The organism is Paractinoplanes abujensis (assembly GCF_014204895.1).
Taxonomy (GTDB): Bacteria; Actinomycetota; Actinomycetes; order Mycobacteriales; family Micromonosporaceae; genus Actinoplanes; species Actinoplanes abujensis.
The window spans coordinates 5,688,515-5,705,050 of sequence record NZ_JACHMF010000001.1; the positions used below are offsets into that span (position 1 = coordinate 5,688,515).

Annotated in this window: 15 protein-coding genes; 11 read left to right on the forward strand and 4 right to left on the reverse strand. The window is 72.6% G+C overall.

Features of this window, described 5'->3' with window-relative positions:
* Positions 1–130: 130 nt before the first annotated feature.
* From BKA14_RS25885 to BKA14_RS25905, 5 genes are all read left to right on the forward strand, one after another.
* Positions 131–1,453, forward strand: coding sequence for an AAA family ATPase (locus BKA14_RS25885; protein WP_184953449.1), 1,323 nt, complete (start codon positions 131–133; stop codon positions 1,451–1,453).
* A gap of 16 nt (positions 1,454–1,469) precedes the next feature.
* Positions 1,470–2,507 carry a beta family protein gene (locus BKA14_RS25890; RefSeq protein ID WP_184953450.1) on the forward strand — a complete coding sequence of 346 codons (1,038 nt, stop codon included), beginning with the start codon at positions 1,470–1,472 and terminating at the stop codon, positions 2,505–2,507.
* A gap of 22 nt (positions 2,508–2,529) precedes the next feature.
* Positions 2,530–3,384 (forward strand): bifunctional DNA primase/polymerase, encoded by an 855-nt coding sequence (locus BKA14_RS25895; protein WP_184953451.1) that lies wholly within the window; start codon positions 2,530–2,532, stop codon positions 3,382–3,384.
* A 77-nt stretch (positions 3,385–3,461) separates the two neighbouring features.
* Positions 3,462–4,136 carry an activator of HSP90 ATPase gene (locus BKA14_RS25900; RefSeq protein ID WP_184953452.1) on the forward strand — a complete coding sequence of 225 codons (675 nt, stop codon included), beginning with the start codon at positions 3,462–3,464 and terminating at the stop codon, positions 4,134–4,136.
* A 301-nt stretch (positions 4,137–4,437) separates the two neighbouring features.
* Entirely contained in the window at positions 4,438–6,132 is a 1,695-nt protein-coding gene (locus tag BKA14_RS25905) for a GAF domain-containing SpoIIE family protein phosphatase (RefSeq protein ID WP_239093503.1), read from the forward strand.
* A 56-nt stretch (positions 6,133–6,188) separates the two neighbouring features.
* On the opposite strand, the gene BKA14_RS25910 is transcribed toward BKA14_RS25905, so the two are convergent.
* Positions 6,189–6,503, reverse strand: a complete 315-nt coding sequence (locus tag BKA14_RS25910) for an STAS domain-containing protein (protein ID WP_184953454.1) — start codon at positions 6,501–6,503, stop codon at positions 6,189–6,191.
* A 74-nt stretch (positions 6,504–6,577) separates the two neighbouring features.
* On the opposite strand from BKA14_RS25910, the gene fxsT reads away from it, so the two are divergent.
* Entirely contained in the window at positions 6,578–8,998 is a 2,421-nt protein-coding gene (fxsT, locus tag BKA14_RS25915; protein ID WP_184953455.1) for an FxSxx-COOH system tetratricopeptide repeat protein, read from the forward strand.
* Here fxsT and BKA14_RS25920 read toward each other — a convergent pair.
* On the reverse strand, positions 8,984–10,651 hold the full coding sequence (locus BKA14_RS25920) for a putative bifunctional diguanylate cyclase/phosphodiesterase (RefSeq protein WP_239093505.1): 1,668 nt from the start codon (positions 10,649–10,651) through the stop codon (positions 8,984–8,986). The genes fxsT and BKA14_RS25920 overlap by 15 nt on opposite strands.
* A 235-nt stretch (positions 10,652–10,886) precedes the next feature.
* On the opposite strand from BKA14_RS25920, the gene BKA14_RS25925 reads away from it, so the two are divergent.
* Positions 10,887–11,234: a YbaB/EbfC family nucleoid-associated protein gene (locus tag BKA14_RS25925; protein ID WP_275412402.1), complete on the forward strand. Its 348-nt coding sequence runs from the start codon at positions 10,887–10,889 to the stop codon at positions 11,232–11,234.
* A gap of 46 nt (positions 11,235–11,280) precedes the next feature.
* Positions 11,281–11,613, forward strand: a complete 333-nt coding sequence (locus BKA14_RS25930; protein ID WP_184953458.1) for a hypothetical protein — start codon at positions 11,281–11,283, stop codon at positions 11,611–11,613.
* 17 nt (positions 11,614–11,630) lie between these two features.
* On the opposite strand, the gene BKA14_RS25935 is transcribed toward BKA14_RS25930, so the two are convergent.
* Positions 11,631–11,915, reverse strand: a complete 285-nt coding sequence (locus BKA14_RS25935; protein WP_184953459.1) for a DUF427 domain-containing protein — start codon at positions 11,913–11,915, stop codon at positions 11,631–11,633.
* Between the two features lie 155 nt (positions 11,916–12,070).
* On the opposite strand from BKA14_RS25935, the gene BKA14_RS25940 reads away from it, so the two are divergent.
* Genes BKA14_RS25940 through BKA14_RS25950 form a run of 3 tightly spaced genes read left to right on the forward strand, consistent with a single transcriptional unit; the run spans position 12,071 to position 15,065 of the window.
* On the forward strand, positions 12,071–12,631 hold the full coding sequence (locus BKA14_RS25940) for a hypothetical protein (protein ID WP_184953460.1): 561 nt from the start codon (positions 12,071–12,073) through the stop codon (positions 12,629–12,631).
* Entirely contained in the window at positions 12,628–13,653 is a 1,026-nt protein-coding gene (locus BKA14_RS25945) for a hypothetical protein (protein WP_184953461.1), read from the forward strand. Before BKA14_RS25940 ends, BKA14_RS25945 begins: the two co-directional genes overlap by 4 nt.
* Entirely contained in the window at positions 13,650–15,065 is a 1,416-nt protein-coding gene (locus tag BKA14_RS25950; protein ID WP_184953462.1) for a hypothetical protein, read from the forward strand. Before BKA14_RS25945 ends, BKA14_RS25950 begins: the two co-directional genes overlap by 4 nt.
* 132 nt (positions 15,066–15,197) lie before the next feature.
* On the opposite strand, the gene BKA14_RS25960 is transcribed toward BKA14_RS25950, so the two are convergent.
* Positions 15,198–16,481: an MFS transporter gene (locus tag BKA14_RS25960; RefSeq protein WP_239093507.1), complete on the reverse strand. Its 1,284-nt coding sequence runs from the start codon at positions 16,479–16,481 to the stop codon at positions 15,198–15,200.
* Positions 16,482–16,536: the final 55 nt, after the last annotated feature.

Here is a 16,536-nt window from a genome sequence, read left to right on the forward strand (position 1 = left end):
CACACCTCCCCGTGCCGAACTCGGGACTCAACGTAACGCCGCCGCAAGGGCCCGCCGGGGCCTGTGGATAACTCCGGCGCGCGGCCGATGATCAGCCAGAACTGTCGGGGGGCCGCGCTACGGTGCCCCGGTGAATGCGGAACAGGTGCTGTCCCCGGCCGCCGAGGCGGGGCTCGTCGTCGAGGCCGTCCTGGGCGATCTGCGCGAGGGCGACCATCGGGGCGTGGTGGTCGACTCGCCGCCCGGCGCGGGCAAGTCGACGCTGGTCGTGCGGGCCGCCGGCGAGCTGGCCGCGGCGGGTGAGCCGTTGATGATCGTGGCGCAGACCAACGAACAGGTCGACGATCTGATAGCCCGCCTCGGGGCGCGCTCGCCCGAGGTCGCCGTGGGCCGGCTGTCGGCAGTCGACTACGAGGCCAGCGAGCGGGTCCGCGACCATCCGCAGTGCCGCGTCGGGGCCAAGGTGGCCGAGCTCGGCACGCCCGCGGTCACCATCGGCACTGCCGCGAAGTGGGCCACCGTGTCCGAGGGTTCGTGGCCGTGGGCGATCGTCGACGAGGCCTATCAGATGCGCTCCGACGCCCTGCTGCGCGTCGCGCCCCGGTTCGTCCGGGCGCTGTTCGTGGGCGACCCGGGCCAGCTCGACCCGTTCTCGACCGTCGACGTCGAACGCTGGACGGGCCTGTCGTGGGATCCGATGCAGAGCGCCGTCGCGGTGCTGCTGCGGCACAACCCCGGCCTGCCCGTGCACCGTCTGCCCGTCTCGTGGCGGCTGCCGCACACGGCCGCCCCGGTCGTGGCCGAGGCTTTCTACCCCTTCACCGGTTTCCGCTCGGGCACCGGCCCGGGCGATCGCCACCTGGTCTTCGACCGCCCGGCCGCCGACCGGCTGGACGACGTGCTCGACGCGGCCGCCGCGACCGGCTGGGGCCTGCACGAGCTCCCGGCCCGCTTCACGATCCGCACCGACGCCGAGGCCGCGGCGGCCTGTGCCGAGCTGGCGACCCGGGCCCTGGCCCGCGACGGGGTGACCGCATCGGAGTCGGGCGGTGGCCCGCTGACCGCCGACCGCATCGCCATCGGCGCCGCCCATCGCGACCAGGCGGCGACCATCCGAGCCCTGCTCCCGCCCGAGGTCAAAGGCGTCACGGTCGACACGGCGAACAGGCTGCAGGGCCGGGAGTACGACCTGACGATCGTGCTGCACCCGCTCTCCGGCCGGCAGGACGCGACCGCCTTCCACCTCGAGTCGGGCCGGCTGTGCGTGCTGACGTCGCGCCATCGGCATGCCTGTGTGGTGGTCGCCCGCGAGGGCATCGCCGAGCTGCTCGACGCGCATCCGTCGACCGAGCCGGTGCATCTCAACGTGCCGGTGAAGTTCCCCGACGGCTGGGAGGCAAATCAGGCGATCCTTGCCCATTTACACAAGGGAGTGTCACTAAGACGACAGTAACCGCTACTTTGTGTTAATGGCGGTCTTCACGACGGCGGCGTCCAAGCCGGACAGCGTCTATCGGCCGATCCTGCGGCCACGCCGGGGCGAGCTGGCGGCCCTCGCGCATCTGTCGGCCACCGAGGCCGTACGGGTCATGCCGATCCTCGAGCTCGAGCACGGCCCGGGCGTTCTTCCGCTGATCCGCGAGCTGCCACCGCGTACGGGGGCCTTGGCGGTTGATTTCGGCGAGCTGCCCGACCCGGCCGACCCTCTCGTGGCGCCCTCGCTCGACCTGGCCGAGGAACTGGCCGATCTGGGCGTGGCCATGCTGCCGGTGCTGCGCGGTCAGGAGAGCCGGCGGCGCCTGGCCGCCCACGGGCTCGCCGCGCGCATGCACCTGCGCCGAGCCGTGCTGCGGCTCCAGCCTCACGCCGACGCGGCCAACCCGGCTCAGGCCGACGCGCTCGCCGACCGCCTGCTGCACGCCTCTGGCCTCGAGGCCGAGGAGGTCGACCTGCTGATCGACCTGGCCGAGACGGCGTGCGTGACCCATGCCGCCCGCTTCCAGGAGCAGTTGCACCGGATCCTGCGGTGGGCCCGGACCCGGCCGTGGCGCTCGATCAGTGTGGCCTCCGGCGCGATGCCGCCCAACCTCGACGACCTGCCCACCGACGTGCCGGTCACGATCGACCGGCACGACGCGCGGGTGTGGGCGCGGATCGGCGAACCCGGGATCGGCTACGCGGATTACGGCGTCACTTCCCCCGTACGCCGGCGGGGCGTGCAGCGGCACCGCCAGTTGCCGACCCTGCGCTACACGGGCGAGCACCACTGGCGGATCTACCGCTGGTCGCGGCGGGGCGGCCGGAGCGACGACCGCTGCCATGACCTGTGCCGCACTCTGGTCACCTCGCCGCACTGGCCGGCCGCCGGGGCCCGGTTCTCGTGGGGCGACGCCGAGATCGCCCGCCGGGCCCGCAGCGCACCCGGTGCCGGCAGCCCGGCCGGCTGGATGTCGTGGAGCACCTCGCATCACATCGCGCAGGTGCTGCAAACCCTCAAGATCGAGTGAAAACTGTCGTACGCTTGTTCTAATGTCGCTGACAGCCGCGTTGGCCTACGCCCGGCATGGCATCCCTGTCCTGCCGGTGCACGCGCCTGACCCGCGCGGCGGCTGCACCTGCGACAGAGGAGCGTCATGCGATCGACCGGGCAAGCATCCGCACCTGCGCCACGGCCTGCACGAGGCGAGCACCGACCCCCGCCTGCTCGAGCTGTGGTGGTCACGCTGGCCGGGAGCGAACGTGGGGCTGCGCACCGGCGTCGCGATGGATGTGGCCGACGTCGACTCGGCCGAGGGCTGGCACGGCCTGTGCCATCTGCTCGGCGGCGACTTCCCCGCCGGTCCCCGTGTGCGCACCGGTGGCGGCGGCTGGCATTTCTGGTTCCGGCCGATGGGCTACGGCAATCGGGTGCGCCTGCTGCCCGGCCTGGACTGGCGCGGCGTCGGGGGTTACGTGGTGGCCCCACCGTCGCGGCATGCCTCCGGCGGCGACTACCGCTGGGTGCACCGGCCGAGCGAACCGCTGCCCGAGGGGCCGGCGGCGCTGCGCGCGCTGATCGAGGGCCCGCCCCCGCTGCCCGGTCACCGCGCGATCGCGCATCCGACGCGGTATGCGCGGGCAGCCCTCGCCGCCGAGGCCGACCGGGTCGCCCGCGCCCCCGTGGGCAGCCGCAACGACACGTTGAACCGCGCGGCGTACTCGTTGGGGCGGTTCGTCGGGGCCGGCCTGCTCGACCTGAGCGAGACGGTGCGCGAACTCGAGGAGGCGGCGCGTTTCGCCGGGCTGGGCCGGGCCGAGATCCGAGCCACACTGCGCTCGGGGCTGACGGCGGGCAGCCACGCGCCGTTCGATCCGTCGGCCGGGGCTCCCCGGCGCGTGGCGTAAAAGCCCTCTTGCCCCAAAGATGGGTTCATGACCGAGTGGACCGACAAACGTGACATGAGCGCAGCCGGGGCCGGGACATGACCCAGGCGCGTCAACTGAAGCCCTACGACGTGGAGATCTCCGTGGCGGCGGGGCGGGACGAGGTCTGGGAGTCCGTCACCCAGCCGGCCTTGCTCCATCAATGGTTCGGGTGGGACTACGACGGACTGGCGGCCGAGATCAAGCAGATCTTCCTGGACGAGGCGACCCTGCTGGCGCCCGAGCAGATGGGCTGGGCCGACGGGTCCTATTTGGAGGTGACCGGCGACGACGACTCGGCACGGGTGCGGGTGACCCGTGAAGGCAACAGCCCGGGCGGGTCCGAGCGCTACGACGCGATCGAGGAGGGGTGGCGGGCGTTCCTGATCCAGCTGCGCTTCCTGCTCGACCAGCGCCCGGAGGGACGACGGCGCACGCTCTACCTGACCGGCGAGACGACCGGCCGGCAGGCACTGACGCTCGCGTCCGGCGAGTGGGAGCGGTTCGGGCCGCGGGTGGCCTGGACGGTCGACGGTGACGGGCACCTGATCGTCGCCGCGGGCCGGGTCCCGCTCGACGAGCCGACAGCGACGCATTTCGAGGTGACCGTCTCGATGTTCGGCGCCGACGACGCCACCTTCGAGGCGGCGCGCGAGACGTGGGCCAAGCGGTGGGCCCCGATGGCGGCCGGGGCCGAGATCACCACGGCCACCGACCCGGCCCCCGGCTCCTGACCTCCTTGCCGCCCGGGGTGGGCCGGGCGGCGCTTCGAGCGGGAGTGGCGACGCCTTCGGGGCGGGCCGGCGCTTCAGGGTGGCTGGTGCTTCAGGGTGGCTGGTGCTCCGAGGTGGGCTGGGTGGTGACGTGGGCAGGGTTTGGCAGGGGATGCGTGTGCGGTCACCCGAAGGTCGATGACGGCGGCCCCGGCCCGGTAGCCTGGCTGCTCTGACCGGCCGGGGGGCGACTTTGCTGCGGGGTGACTTGGCTTCGGAGGCGCCTAGGAGCGTTCTCGCCGATCCCGCACGCCTGCGTTCGGTGGCCCGGCTCCGGCTCGGGTCACGGGCCGACCCCGCCTTCGACCGCATCGCCGGCATCGTCGAGCGGCTGGTGGACACGCCGGTTGCGCTGGTCACGGTGGTCTCCGCCGACTGCCAGCATCTGCCCGGTCAGGTCGGTCTGCCCGAGCCGCTCGCGTCCGGGCGTGAGATGGCGCTCAGCCACTCGTTCAGCCGCCACGTGGTCGAGGCCGGCGCGACGCTGGTCGTGCCCGACGTGCGCGAGGACCCGCGGATGCGCGACAACCTGGCGATCCGCGAACTGGGCGCGATCGCGTTCGCCGGGGTGCCGCTGACCGACTCCGACGGGCTGGTCCTCGGCACGCTGGCCGTCATGGACCGCGAACCCCGGGTCTGGACCAGCAGCGAGATCGTCCTGCTGCGCGAGCTCGGCGAGGTCTGCAGTTCCGAGCTGCGGCTGCGCATCGCGCGGGAGATCGCCGACGAGGCCCGGCGGGCCGCCGAGTCCGCGCACGACCAGCTCACGCTGCTCGGCGAGCTGACCGACGTGCTGACCACCACGATGGACATCGACGAGGCGCTGCACCGGCTGGGCGGCATGGTGGCGGGCCGCCTGGCCGACTGGTGCCTGATCGCGCTGGCCGATCAGGGCGGCACGATCCGGCACGTCTCGGCCGTCCACCACGACGGGGCCCACGCGGAGGCCCTCGACCGGCTCACCGCCACGTTCGACGCGGCACCGCTGCTCCGGTCGGCGCAGCGGACGAGCCGGGGCGACGTGGACCAGCTGCGTGCCCGCCTGAGCGCCGAGGTGGCCGACCGGCTGGGCTGCTCGTCCGCCCTGGTCGTGCCGATCACCTCGCCCGTCACTTATCGCGTGCTGGGTGCGGTGCTGCTGGTCAACGGTCCCGGCCGGCCCGGGTTCAGCGAGGCCGAGGAGAGCACCGCGGCCGAGGTGGGCCGCCGCGCCGGCATGGCCGTCGACAACACGAGGGTGTACGACCGCCAGCGCCACGTGGCCGAGGTCCTGCAGCACAGCATGCTGCCCGAGCTGCCCCGGGTGGAGGGGGTCGACCTGCACGGGCGTTACCTGCCGGCCCAGGCCGGCGCGTCGGTCGGCGGCGACTGGTACGACGCGTTCGCCCAGCCCGACGGCAGCCTGATCCTCGCCGTGGGCGACGTCTCCGGCCACGACATCGAGGCCGCCGCCACCATGGGCCAGGTCCGCAACCTGGTGCGCGGCGACGCCTACGGCCGCGCCGACGATCCCGGCCCGCTGCTGGCCCAGCTCGACCGCGCGCTGCACGGCCTGCACGTCCCGGCCGCGGCCACCGCCGTCCTGGCCCGCCTGACTCGCGAAGGCGACGACTACGTGATCGCGTTCGCCAACGCCGGCCATCCCCCGCCCGTGCTGCTGCGCCCCGACGGCGAGGTCGAGGTGTGGTGGGAATCGCCCGAACCGCTGCTCGGCCTGCTCCCCCGCGATCACCGCACCACTCACCGGCGCCGGGTGGCGCCCGGCAGCACGCTGCTGCTCTACACCGACGGCCTGGTCGAACACCCGGCTCATCTGATCGACGACGGCATCGCCCGCATCCGGGCCGTCCTGCGGGGCAACGCCGCCCTCCCGGCCGACGAGCTGTGCGACCGGCTGATCACCTCGGCCCCGCGCCGCGCCGACGACATCGCCCTGCTGATCGTCGGGCTCCGCTGACGCCCGGGTGACGGATGGCCCAGCCGGGTGGGGAACGCGGCCGGCGGGTAGCCCACCTAGGTCAGTTCGACGACCTCGAGCAGGCCGCTGAGCACCAGGATCTGGCGGACCGAAGGCGTCGCCCGGGTCAGTCGGAAGCGGACGCCGGCGTCGCGGGCGCGTTGGAAGCCGAAGACCAGCGCGCCCAGGCCGGTGGAGTCGATGAAGACCAGGCCGGACAGGTCGACCACGATCTCGCGGGGCCGGGTGGCCAGCGCGTCGGACAGCGCGGCCCGCACCTGGTCGACGGTGAGCACGTCGACCTCGCCCCGCAGCGCGACGGTCGCGGTCTCGCCGTTGTTGTCCAGGCTCGTCACGAACTCGTCGGGCAAGGCCGTCCTTCTTCCACTGTGGCGATGGTTCCACGTACGGTAATCGGCATCATCAAACACGTGAGGAGCGTGGCGTGCCGGTTCTGGGCGGTCTGCCGCCGCGCAACTTGAGTTTCGTCGGGCGGGAGGACCTGCTCGCCCAGCTCCGCACGAGGCTGAGCACCGGACCGGTGGTGCTGTTGCCGGGCGAGGAGCATCCGCTCGGCGGTACGGGCCGTACCCAGCTGGCCGCCGAATACGCCTACCGCTACGCGGAAACCTACGACCTGGTCTGGTGGATCCCGGCCGAGCAGGCCGCGGGCACCCGGGCCGCGCTGATCGGGCTGGCCCACCGGCTGGGGCTGCCGGAGTCGGGCGACATCAACCGCACGCTGGCCGCGGTGCGCGACACGTTGAGCCGGGGCGAGCCGTTCCGCAACTGGCTGGTGGTCTTCGAGGACGCCAACCGCCCCGAGGACATCAAGCCTTATCTGCCCAGCGGCGCCGGTCATGTGCTGGTGACCAGCCGCAACCCGCGCTGGTCGGCCGAGGTGGCCCAGGCCGTGCCGGTCGGTGTCTTCGACCGGGCCGACAGCGTCGATCTGCTGCGTCGCCGCGCTCCCGAGCTGACCGTGGCCGACGCCGGTCGTCTGGCCGAGCGGCTGGGTGACGTGCCGATGGCCCTGGAGCTGGCCGCTGCCGTCCGGGCCGCCACCGGGCGTTCGGTCGACGATTATCTGGCGCGCTTCGACGCGCGCACCGCCGAGCTGGCCTTCCCCACACCCGTACGGGTGGCTTGGGGTCTGGCCGCCGACGAGCTCAAAGCGGTCTCGCCGGCCGCGTTCGAGCTGCTGGAGCTGTGCGCCTTCCTGAGCAGTGCGCCGGTCTCGTGGCGTCTGCTGTGGGGTGCCCGCACGCTGTCGCTGCCGCCCGAGCTGGCTCCCACCGTACGGATCGAGCGGCGGCTCAAGGCGGCGCTGCGCCTGATCGGGCGGTACGGGCTGGCCGAGCTCGACCCGCCGGGCGAACACCTGCTCGTGCATCCGCTGGTGCGCGGCATGCTGGGCCAGGAACTCAGTTCGGAGCGGCACGCCGCGCTGCTCGGCACGGTGCGGGCCACGCTGGCCGCGGCCGACCCGGGCGACCCGGACGACCCTTCGACCCGTTCGCGCTACGCCGAGCTGACCCCGCATCTGGTTCACTCCGATGTGCTCGGGGCGGGCGCCGAGGAGATCCGCCAGCTGGTCATCAACTGCGTGCGCTACCACTTCGCCCGCGGCGACTACGACTCCAGCCGTGACCTGGCCGCGGCGGCCGTGACCCGCTGGCGTGAGCTGCTGGGTGAGACCGACCCGCAGACCTTGCTGGCCTCGTTCCACCTGGGTAACGCGCTGCGGGCGGTCGGGCGCACCGACGAGGCCCGGACGCTCAACGCGCAGACCTTGCGGGCCCAGCGCGAGGCGCTCGGCGGCGACGACGAGTCGACCCTGGCCACGGCCAACAGCGTGGGGGCGGACCTGCGCATCCGCGGCCACTTCGGGCAGGCCCGGCAGCTCGACGCGGACAACCTGGTGCGCTATCGCCGGCTGTTCGGCGAGAGCTTCCCGACCGCGCTCCGCTGCGCCAACAACCTCGCCGCCGACCTGCGGCTGCTCGGCGACTTCCGGGGCGCCCGCACCCTCGACGAGCAGACGCTGCGGCACCGCCAGGCGATCTTCGCCGACGGGCATCCGGAGATCCTGTCGTCGCGTGCCGAGCTGGCTTTCGACCTTTTCGGGCTGGGTGACTACGCGACCGCGGCCGAGCTGGCCGGGGTGCGGCCGGGCACGGTCGGCGAGGATCACCCGTTCGCTCTGTGGGCGGCGCGGTTCGGGGCGATGGCGACCCGGCGCCGGGGACTGCCGTCGGCGGTGCCGCGGGCCGAGTCGGTGGTCGAGCTGACCCGGCGGCGCTTCGGCGACCTGCACGTCGAGACTCTGGCCGCGGTCGTCTCGCTGGCCAACGCCGTACGGGAGGCCGAGGACTTCGAACGCGCGCACGAGCTGCTCGAACGGGCGGTGACCCGCTACCACTCGGTGCTCGGCGACGACCATCCGTTCACGCTGGCCGCGGCGGCCGCCCTGGCCGGGGTGGTCCGGGCGACCGGCCGGTTCGCGGAGGCCCGGAACATCGACGAGGAGGCGCTGAGCGGTTTGCGGCGCAGCGTCGGCCCCGATCACCCGTTCACGATGAGCTGCGCCAACGGTTACGCGGGCGACCTGTTCGGGCTGGGCGAGCGGCAGGAGGGGCAGCAGCTGGCGGGTGACACCTGGCAGCGGTCGCGCATGATCCGCGGGCCTGAGCACCCCGACACGCTGGCCTGCGCCTGGAACGCGGTGCTGGCCGGTGGGGACGACGAGGCCCGGCATCAGGTGGCGGCGGCGCTCACCAAGGCGTACGGGGAAGGGCATCCCGTGCTGGCCCGGGTGGCCCTGGGCGATCGGCTCGAGACCGACATCGACCTACCGCCGTTGTAGGACGACCGCCGCCTGCTGGTTGAGCAGACCGGTCAGTTCGGCCGCGGGCATCGGCTTGGCGAAGTGGTAGCCCTGGGCCTGGGTGCAGGCCAGGTCGCGCAGCATGGCCGCCTGGGCCTCGTCCTCGACCCCTTCGGCCACCGGGGACAGGTTGAACGTGCGGGCGATGTGCAGCACCGCCTCGGCCACCGAACCGTTCGCGGTGGTCTCCTGCATGGCCTGCACGAACGACTTGTCGATCTTCACCACGTCGACCGGCAGCGCGCCCAGGTGGCTCAGTGACGAGAAGCCGGTGCCGAAGTCGTCGAGCGCGATGCGGACGCCGAGGCTCTTGAGCGAGTCGAGCACGCGGGCCGACTCCGTGAGGTCGGTCAGCGCGGCCGACTCGGTCAGTTCGAGCACGAGCAGATCGGCCGGCATGCCGGTGTCCGTGAGCACCGTACGGATCTCCTCGGTCAGCTCGGGACTGGCCAGCTGGGTGGCCGACAGGTTGACGTTGAGCTTGAAGCCCGGGTGCGCGCGCTGCCATTGGACGGCCTGCACGCACGCCTCGCGCAGCACCCACAGGCCCAGGTTGTCCATGAGGCCGAGCGACTCGGTCAGGTCGATGAAGTCGCCCGGGGCCAGCAGGCCGCGGATCGGGTGCCGCCAGCGCACCAGCGCCTCGACGCCCACCGTGTGCTCGCCGTCGAGGTCGACGATCGGCTGGTAGTGCACCTCGAACTGGCATTCGGCGAGCGCGCGGCGCAGATCGCTCTCGTCCCGGCGGCGCTGCGCGACCTCGGCGAACCGGGCCGGGTCGAACCGGCGCACGACACCTTTGCCGTCGTCCTTGGCGTGGTACAGCGCCTCGTCGGCCTCGCGCAGCAGCGAGTCCACGTCGTGTTCGGCGCCGCGCGCGATCGAGATGCCCGCGCTGGCCCGCGCGCTCAGCACGAGGTCGTCCACGGCGACCGGCTGCTGCAGGTCGCGCAGGATCCGGCTGGCCACCGTGTCGGCGATCTCGTCGTCGGCCAGGCGGGGCAGCAGCACGACGAACTCGTCGCCGCCGAGCCGGGAGACCGTGTCGTTGGCGCGCACGTTCGCGTTCAGCCGGTCAGCCGTGATCTTCAGCAGCTCGTCGCCGGCCGCGTGGCCGTACGTGTCGTTGATGCCTTTGAAGCCGTCGAGGTCGAACAGGATCACCGCGGTCGAGGTGTTGTCGGCGTCGTCCAGGGCGTCCTTGGCGTGGTCCATGAACATCGCGCGGTTGCCGAGCCCGGTCAGCGGGTCGCGGAAGGCCTGCCGGGCCAGGATCGCGCGCTGCCGGGTGAGATCGCGCATCAGACCCTGGTTGGTGTGCGAGCCGAGGAACTGGCGGATCAGGATGACGCCCGTGACGATCAGGATCAGCCAGATCAGCTGGGGTCCGGAGTCGCCCAGCCAGGTGTGAACGGCCGCCATCACCAGGGCCGCGGAGACCGGGGCGTACTGCGCGAGGGGCCAGCGCTCGGTCGCCTTGGCCACGGCCGCGCCGATCGCCACGACGACGGCGATCCCGAGCGCCCAGGCCCACAGGCCGGCGTTCTGCCGATCGAGCGGCTCGATCAGCACGGGCCAGGCGAGCACCAGCAGCGACGCGAAGATCATGGCGATGTCGACGCCGCGTCGCACACGGTTCAGGGTCTTGCCGAAATGCCCCATGAAGCACCTCCGACGCGTTTGATCGGTCAGGCTTCGGTGCACTTAAGTCTTCTGCACGACTGGGTATGTGTTGCGTCACGGTTACGGTGGTCGTCAAGTCGGGTGACCGGCCGGTGGGGGCCGACGGGGTGTCCGGCAGGCCCCGGCCCGACCGTGATCTCATAGGACGCCAAGAGCCCAAAAGCCGGCAACGGAGGACGAAGTAGTGCCGAGTGGAAATCTCGAGGATCGACTCGCGTCGTTGAGCGCGTCCGCGACCGACGACGCCGGCGTGGTCACCGTGACCGTCGGCGGCACCGGCGTCGTGACCGATCTGCGCCTGGACGACCGGGTGCAACTGCTGAGCGGGGAGGCCCTTTCGGCCGAGATCCTGCGGACCATGCGCCGAGCCCAGGCTGCCCTGGCCGAGCAGACCACCGAGGCCGAGGAGGAGCCGCCGTCGCCGATCATGCCGGCCGCGCCGCCGTTCCCCACGTTCCAGAACACGCCGACCCTGCCGCACCAGACGCCGGGCAACGGGTTCGAGAGCGGTCGTGACAGCCGTGCCCGCTGACAAGCCTTCGCTCCCGCGCCGCGGCCCGGCGCCGGCGGTCGACCGCATGTCGAACGCCGAGCTGGCCCGCATGGTCGAGGCCGAGCACCCGTACCGGGGGAAGGCACTCTTCGAGCTCTCCGACCGGATAGCCCTCGACAACGACGCGGCGACCAAGGTGGCCATGTTGACCCGGCTGACCTCGCTGCGGCGGGCCCGCCTGTTCGACCGGGTCTCGCTGGCCTGGTCGGGGATCATCGCGCTGCTGGCGGCCGAGACGGAGCACTCGCGCGCGGTCGCCTACGAGGCGTTCGGGGCGCTCGACGTCGAGGAGCAGCGCGACATGCTGGACTATCTCGAGGTGGAGACGATCGAGGAGGCCCATCCGCGGATCGCGTGACGGGCCTCCGCCACCACTCAGTCCTCGGTCCGGACGTCCTTCCAGAAGGCGACCCGGTCGCGCACCACACCGGCGTCCGGCTTGGGCTCGGGATAGAACCAGACGGCGTCGGGGGTGGTGTGCCCGTTCGAGGTCAGCGTGTAATACGACGCCTTGCCCTTCCAGGGGCAGACCGTGTGGGTGTCGGAGGGGGCCAGCACGTCCTCGCGCAGCGACTCGCGCGGGAAGTAGAGCCTTCCCTCGACAACCACGGTGTCGTCGCTCTCGGCGATCACTTCGTCGTTCCAGATGGCCTTCGGCATAGTCCGAACGTAGCGCGCAGGACGCCGATCGTCCGATATGCGAGGGTTAATCGCTATCGGGAGTGAAAGTTGCGACTCGTCCACACATTGCCGACGTGATGTAAGAAGATCTAGAGTCAACCGCAACCCTCCGACCCCCCAGGGAGAGCGGCCCGGTGAACGGTCTGAGCACGCTACCCAGCACTGCTGAGCAGGCACGGCACGCTTTGCTGCTGCTCGGCGCGCCCGCCTCGCCCCGGCTCGTGGCCGACGTGCACGCCGCCCTGTTCGACGGCGATCTCACGGTCCCGGCGCTGGCGGCCCTGCTGCGCGACCGGTCGAGTGGCCTGTGCGCGGCTCTCGATCAAGACCTTTCCCCCGTACGGGGGTTGATCGCACTCGGTGACTGGGAGCTCGACCGCCGGATCGTCACGCCTGCCGCCCGCCGCGCCGACGCGTTGGCCATGGTCATCCGGGTCGCCGGGTTCGTGGCGATGCGCCCCGGCCTCGCGGCCCACCGCCTGCTGCGCTCGCTGGCCGAAACGGTGCCGCACGGCCCCGAGGCGGCCGACCTGACCGACGCCGCCGCGACCGCCCTGGCCGCACCGGAACTGGTGAGCGCGCTCGCCGCGGAGGAGCCCGTGCGGGCCGCCGCCGTCGCGCGGGCCGCGGCGCTGCCCCGCTCACAGCAGCTGTTCGGCCTGCCCCAGGTGCCGCACCAGCGCGGGCCCGCATGAACCGGATCGACCGGCTGCGCGGCCCGGCGCCGGGCAAACGGCACAACGCCCGTACGGTGGCCGCTCTGACCGGCAACCCCGGGTGCACCCGGCGGGCCGTGCTGGACGCGGCGGGCGTCGACAAGGTGGGCCTGGCCGAACGGATCGGGTTCCCGGGCAGTTTCGGGCAGTCCCGGTTCGCGCTGGCCCGCGGCAACGCGTTCGAGGCGATGCTCAAGGCGGACGACTGCGCGCTGCTGCGGTCGACCCTCGGGGCGTACGTGGGAAGTTACGAGGACCTGGGCGCCGATGAGGACGGCACGCTGTCGGCGCGGCACGCCCGCACCCGCGCGCTGCTGCAGGGCGCGTCGGCGGGGCTGATCGACCACCCGCTGCTGACGCTCGACGTGGCGGGGCAGACGGTGTTCCTCGAACCTGACCTGATCGCCCACCGCACCGGGACGCAGCTGCAGGTCGTCGAGATCAAGTCGTTTGCGATCATCGACGGGCAGGCCGACGGCACCGCGGTGTCGGCCGCCGCCGTGCAGGCCGCCGTCTACGTGCTGGCCCTGCGCCGGCTGCTCGGGGACGACGCCGTCAGCCACGAGGTCGTGCTGGTCTGCCCCGAGAACTTCTCGCTGCAGCCGGTGGCTGTCGTGCTCGACGTGCGCAAGCAGTTGTCGACCTTGCGGCGGCAGTTGTCGCGGCTCGCCTCCGTGACCGACCTGGTGGATTCCCTCCCGGCCGAACTGTCCTTCGACCTGGCCCAGCCCGCCGCCGTCCTCGTCGACGCGCTGACCGCCGTCGAGGCGCGCTACGCCCCCGAGTGCCTGTCCGCCTGTGAACTCTCCGTGTACTGCCGCCACGAGTCGGCGGGGACCACTGCCGTGCTGGGCCGGCCGGTGCGGGACGCGCTGGGCGGGATCGAGACGATCGAGGAGGTGCTCGCGCTGGCCGCCGGTTCGGGGTCGCCCACGCCCGAGCAGGCTGAGGCCGCGGCCCTGCTGCGCGCGGCCCGGCGCTTGCGGGACGAGGCTCTTTGAGCACGCTCGTCGCGCTGGCCCGGGCCGAGGCGTTCGCGGCCGGGCGCGCCCAGCCCGTAGCCACCGTCCGTCACCTGCACATTCACGACCGCCCGCTGGTGCTGATCCCGCTGGCCATGGCGGGCGAGGCCAACGCGCCGCTGGCCGCGCTGCTCGGCACCGACGTGGCGGCGCCCCGGCTGCTGGTGGTGCACCAGCCTCGCAACCGGGACGAGCGGTTCCGGTTCACCGCCGAGCTGGCCGACGCGATAGTGCCCTACCTGGCGTCGTTCGGCGCGGGTGGCACCGAGGCCGTGCCCGTCGACCGGGGCCGCGACGTGCGCTACCGGTATGTCGACGCGCCGCAGGTCTGGGTGCCCAACCCGGGCGGCGTCGATTTCCTGCGGCTGCTCGGGCGGTCCACCCGGTTCCGCCGTACGGACGGCGACCACCCGGTGCCGCCGATCGTGCCGCTGCTCGGGCAGTGGCTCACGTTCCTCGCGGCCTCCGCGGAGGTGCCCGGCTCGGCGCTGCTGCCCAACGCCGTACAGGCTCTGGGGTTGCACTGGGCCACCGGGCAGAGCTCGGCCGAGGACGCACACTTCGGATCGCTCTTCGCCTGGATCACCGCCGGGGCCGACGCCGCGCGGGCCGCCGAGCAGGGGCCGGTGGCGGGGCCGGCGACCGATCCCGAGTTCGACAACAAGGTGCTGGCGCCGCTGATCGCCGAATCGTCGCCGCGGCTCGGCGACGCGCTGCGCGAACTGCTCATGCCGACCTGGTCCCGCATGTGGGAGTCGATCGCCCTGCTGCGGACCCTGCCGGAGGGCGCGCGAGTCGCTTCGCGCTGGGACAGCGACCGGGACGTGTATTCGGCTTTCGTCACCCACCTGGAGGAGGACGGCACGCCCCAGCCCCGGCGGGACGGCGCGGTGGCCGCGGCCGCCCGGCTGCAGCGGCTGGAGAACGCGGCCGCCCGGTACGCGGTGCAGCGGGCCTTCGACGACCCGCTGGTGATGGCCGAGCACCGGCTGACCGGGGCGGCCTTCGGCGGGGTGGTCACGCTGGCCAAGGCCGACCGGATCGACGACACGGGTAAACGACCGGTGCTGCGCCCGCGCATCATGGTGGCGACGACCGAGCCCGTACGGGTGGAAGCAGGGGCCACCCTCACCTCACCGGCCCGCCCGTCGCAGAAGGCCAAGGTCATCTCGGTGACACCGACCGCCGGTGGCTCCGACGTGCTGCTGGAACTCTCGGGCGGGATGGGCCGCAAGCTCGTAGCCGAACCCGGCAGCGTGCCCGCCGTCGGCGAACAGTTGCTGCTGACCACGCTGAGCGAGGCGTACCGCCCCGGAGCCGCCTTCCCCGACCCGGCCGACACCCCGTGGACGCACGGGGGCCCGCCTGCTACTGCTGCTCCCGCAGACTGAGGTGCCGCTCGATCTCGGCCGTCATGCGGGCGAACTCCGCGGGCAGGTCGACGTCGTAGCGGTGGGCCAGCACGAGCACCGACCACAGACAGTCGGCCAGTTCGTGCCCGAGGACGCCGTACGGTCAGAGCCCTAAGCTTTGGCCGGAACCAGCCCGATGCCCGGCGCGACCGGCTTGAGCCGCTTGCCCGCGAAAAGCATCAGACTCAGCAGGCTGGCCAGCACAGCCAGGGCCCCGGCCCCATACCAGGCCCATGTGTACGCCCCCAGCTGATCGCGCACCAGCCCGGCCGCGGTGGCCGCCCCGGCCGCGCCGATCTGGTGGGCGGCGAAGACCCAGCCGAAGACCACCGCACCTTGCGAGCCGAAGTATTCGCGGCACAGCGTGACCGTGGGCGGCACGGTGGCCACCCAGTCCAGCCCGTAGAACAGGATGAAGACCAGCATGCTGGGGTGCGCGGTAGCGGCGAACAGCGACGGCAGGATCAGCAGCGACAGCCCGCGCAGGAAGTAGTAGGCGCCGAGCAGGATGCGGCTGTCGACCCGGTCGGTCAGCCAGCCCGAGGCGATGGTGCCTGCGATGTCGAAGACGCCGACCAGGGCCAGCAGCGAGGCGGCGGTCGTCTCGGTCATGCCGTGGTCGTGCGCGGCCGGGATGAAGTGGGTGCCGACCAGGCCGTTGGTGGTGGCCCCGCAGATCGCGAAGCCGCCCGCCAGCAGCCAGAACGGCCGGGTCCGGGCGGCTTCCCGCAGGGCGCGCAGGGCGGTGCGGGCCGCCCCGGCCGGTGCGATCGGCTGGGGTTCGGAGTATTCGCCGCCCAGCGCGCCGATGCCCAGTTCGGCCGGGTGGTCGCGCAGCCGCCACCAGACCAGCGGCACGACCAGCAGGGCGGCCGCGGTGACGGTCAGGGCGGCGGTCCGCCAGCCCGTGTTCTGCGTGAGGGTGGCCAGCACCGGCAGGAAGACCAGGTTGCCGGCCGCGCCGCCCGCGGTGAGCACGCCGGTGACCAGGCCACGGTGTTTGACGAACCAGCGGCCGGTGATCGTGGCGACGAAGCCGAGCGCCATCGAGCCGGTGCCGAGGCCGACGAGCACGCCCCAGAGCAGGATCAGCTGCCAGCTGGACTGCATGAGCACGGTCAGGCCGGAACCCGCGGCCACCAGCACCAGGGCGACCATGACGACCCGGCGGATGCCGAACCGTTCCATCAGGGCCGCGGCGAACGGCGCGGTCAGGCCGTAGAGCATCAGGTTGACCGAGACGGCGGCCGAGATCGTGCCGAGCGACCAGCCGAACTCGTCGTGCAGCGGCCGGATCATGACGGACGGGGTGGCCCGGAAGCCGGCCGCCCCGACGAGCGCGACGAACGCCACGACGGCCACGAGCCAGGCGGGATGGATGCGGTACTTGGTCACGTACAGATTCTGCGAACTTCCGGCCGTCAGGACGAGTGGCCGGGAGGCCATCATG

Excerpts from the sequence above, each read along its gene's own strand:
- BKA14_RS25890 (WP_184953450.1), top strand. The coding sequence starts at position 1,470 with ATGGCGGTCTTCACGACGGCGGCGTCCAAGCCGGACAGCGTCTATCGG.
- BKA14_RS25895 (WP_184953451.1), top strand. The coding sequence starts at position 2,530 with ATGTCGCTGACAGCCGCGTTGGCCTACGCCCGGCATGGCATCCCTGTC.
- BKA14_RS25900 (WP_184953452.1), top strand. The coding sequence starts at position 3,462 with ATGACCCAGGCGCGTCAACTGAAGCCCTACGACGTGGAGATCTCCGTG.
- BKA14_RS25930 (WP_184953458.1), top strand. The coding sequence starts at position 11,281 with ATGTCGAACGCCGAGCTGGCCCGCATGGTCGAGGCCGAGCACCCGTAC.
- BKA14_RS25935 (WP_184953459.1), bottom strand. The coding sequence starts at position 11,915 with ATGCCGAAGGCCATCTGGAACGACGAAGTGATCGCCGAGAGCGACGAC.
- BKA14_RS25945 (WP_184953461.1), top strand. The coding sequence starts at position 12,628 with ATGAACCGGATCGACCGGCTGCGCGGCCCGGCGCCGGGCAAACGGCAC.